The sequence below is a fragment of the Spiroplasma sp. ChiS genome, from assembly GCF_002968355.1.
Taxonomy (GTDB): Bacteria; Bacillota_I; Bacilli_A; order Mycoplasmatales; family Mycoplasmataceae; genus Spiroplasma; species Spiroplasma citri.
On the sequence record NZ_PUUH01000156.1, the window covers coordinates 1 to 1,117 of the forward strand.

The window sequence follows — 1,117 nt, forward strand, 5'->3', positions numbered from 1 at the left end:
TATTAGAATTAAATAAAGAATATTAGAATTAAATAAAGAAATAAATCGTTATAGTACTAATTTTTATAATACAAAAGATGCTAAATTAAATAATCATAAACAATATATAGATAATAAAAATTGATTAACACAACAAAAACAATATGCTACTAATTTAAAATTAGGTTATCAAAAATTACATACTAAAATAATATCAAAACCAAAAACAATTAATCTTTATAATGAAATTAAAAAAGGATTTAATATAATTAAAAACCCAATAAATACAACAAAAAATAAAATAAAATTTTTAGTAGCAGTAGGAACGGTAATTTCCATTCCTGGCGTTTGTCCAGTTAATCAATTTGTACCATTTAAACTATATGACAGTTCAACATCTTTACTAAAATCACCTTCATCTCTATCATTAAATATTGAATGATCATAATCTAAAATATTAACAATATAATCTGAAGTTGTTAAACCAGCATTAATTTTTTGAATTGCTTTAATATTTTTTGAATTGCTTTAATAAAACCAGTATTCATTTCAGTAATTACATCTGCTTTTTTAGTTAAATCAGGAACATCACTATATCAAGGTGTTGTTAAAGTCCCAATATTATCTTTATTAAATTGCTTAATATTTATTTAATTTACTTTTTGTACTTTATAATACTGAACTTGTGAAACACCAGTTGCATTTTTTTGACCAGCAATATAAATATCAACATAAATATCTGTTGTAGTAATATCATAAGTTGATGGTGAACCTTGATAATATAACGGTCATCAAACATAATCATCTGCTGTTAAACTTGCATCAACCGCTTTCATTTAAAAGTGGTCTTTATCATTTAAAAGTGGTCTTAAATCTTCACTTGCTACTTTTTGCGGTACAATAATTCCTTTAATTATTTCATCATCTGTTAAACTATCAACATTTTTAATTTTATCGTGAATATCTATGGCGCTACTTACTTTGAATAAATTAAAGAAACTGTTCCACTATATTTATTTGGATTGCCAGTTGCTAATGCGCCAGTAGATGTAATATTAGAGAATGTTGCATCTCCAGTTTGATAATTAGTATTTTTTGTCTTAATAGCAGTTTCTAATTCTGCTGTTGTTGGTGTATC

Annotated in this window: 1 protein-coding gene; it reads right to left on the reverse strand. The window is 24.4% G+C overall.

Annotated features, from left to right (window positions below; translation table 4 throughout):
- Positions 1-629: 629 nt before the first annotated feature.
- Entirely contained in the window at positions 630-815 is a 186-nt protein-coding gene (locus C6B38_RS04670) for a hypothetical protein (RefSeq protein ID WP_105298836.1), read from the reverse strand.
- Between the last annotated feature and the right edge of the window lie 302 nt (positions 816-1,117).